3 protein-coding genes are annotated in these 1,271 nt (G+C 36.8%); all 3 read right to left on the bottom strand.

Annotation, left to right across the window (positions count from 1 at the left end):
• Positions 1-197 precede the first annotated feature (197 nt).
• Positions 198-665, bottom strand: a complete 468-nt coding sequence (locus AB1349_14455; GenBank protein MEW6558527.1) for a hypothetical protein — start codon at positions 663-665, stop codon at positions 198-200.
• Positions 666-750: 85 nt separating this feature from the next.
• On the bottom strand, positions 751-1,128 hold the full coding sequence (locus AB1349_14450) for a hypothetical protein (protein MEW6558526.1): 378 nt from the start codon (positions 1,126-1,128) through the stop codon (positions 751-753).
• Positions 1,129-1,149: 21 nt separating this feature from the next.
• Positions 1,150-1,271 (bottom strand): IS3 family transposase (locus AB1349_14445; GenBank protein ID MEW6558525.1); only part of this gene is annotated, 122 nt, incomplete at its 5' end.

Raw genomic sequence — 1,271 nt, 5'->3', positions numbered from 1 at the left:
CGACTGTGCTTGCCCCCAAAATCTATCTTGTTGCCACTTATTATCGCATCCAATCCTGCGGCCGCTTACTTGAACGGCGGCCGCCAATGGGAGCCAGGGCTTCCACTGACTTGCCTTAAAGATGTTTTATGTTCAGTTACCCCAAATGTTCAAAAGCCGAATGCCCTGGCGATCCTTTGCGCGGCCTTGTTCGGCTGCTATTGGTTTTCTTTAAGGTGATTATATAGTTTTTTTACTTTCTTTATCTCTACTCCATGCCAAGCAATATAGGAAATAACAATCTGATTATAATCTTCTGAGCATTCTTCTTGAGAGTATAGAGAAATAGTATATTTACCTTCATCTATTCGCCAACACCAGAAACTTTCTCCTGTAATGTGCTCGGGTTTTCGATATTTTTCGTTTATTATTTTTCTTACTTTTTCAATAGTAATATCTTTATCAGAAAAAAATAGTGATGCTGATCTGCACATATCTTGATCAATATCTAATTGTATTATCTTGGGATAAATAACATTAGATTTTTTATCATCTTCTGTTTTTAACAAATCAATTGAATTGTTTATGTTCTTTCCAAGAAGATCTGTATTGAAATGGGCAATTTCACCTGAAAATGAATTATGTGCGAGTACCATAAAAAAAAACAATAATATTAGTCTTCGCATTATTTACCTTCTCATTATGAAGCCGAACGTCTCAAGCCAATGGCAGCCAGGGCTTCCACCTGCTTGGTTAAAAATTATTTACTGTTCATTCCTCCCGATTGTTCAGAAACGCGCCCGCCCTGGCTGTCCTTTGAGCTTGATGGTTATGTCTCCTTAAAGCAAAGGAAATGACAAATAGACTCAAAGAAAAAATCAGAAAGCCAACACTACTCAAGAAATACAACAACCAACTTGTTTTCTTGAGCCGGAGTTCACTAATAATCAATTTTTGCTTTAGGTCGTTATAAGCATCTTGGTTCTCAGTAGAAATACACTGTTTGTTTATGATTTGGTGCTCTTCAATAGATCTAAAAAAATTTTGTGCATCGGTTTTGATGACGGGCTGACAGAAAATAAACACAAAGACAAAAAGCCCAAAAGATAAAACACCCAAAATTAAAGAGCTCCAAAATAACTTTTTCATATATTTTTTATGAGACTGGTCTTACCCACAAAAAGTGGACACGGTTAATTGGTTGTATCGTTGTTCATATTCATGCGGGCTGACATAGCCAATGGCAGAATGGCGCCGCTGCCTGTTGTAGAACATTTCGATATATTCAAATA

Source organism: Elusimicrobiota bacterium (genome assembly GCA_040757695.1).
Taxonomy (GTDB): domain Bacteria; phylum Elusimicrobiota; class UBA8919; order UBA8919; family UBA8919; genus JBFLWK01.
This window is presented reverse-complemented; position numbering and strand designations above follow the sequence as displayed.

Coding starts and splice junctions, on each gene's coding strand:
- AB1349_14455 (MEW6558527.1), bottom strand. CDS start 665: ATGCGAAGACTAATATTATTGTTTTTTTTTATGGTACTCGCACATAAT.
- AB1349_14450 (MEW6558526.1), bottom strand. CDS start 1,128: ATGAAAAAGTTATTTTGGAGCTCTTTAATTTTGGGTGTTTTATCTTTT.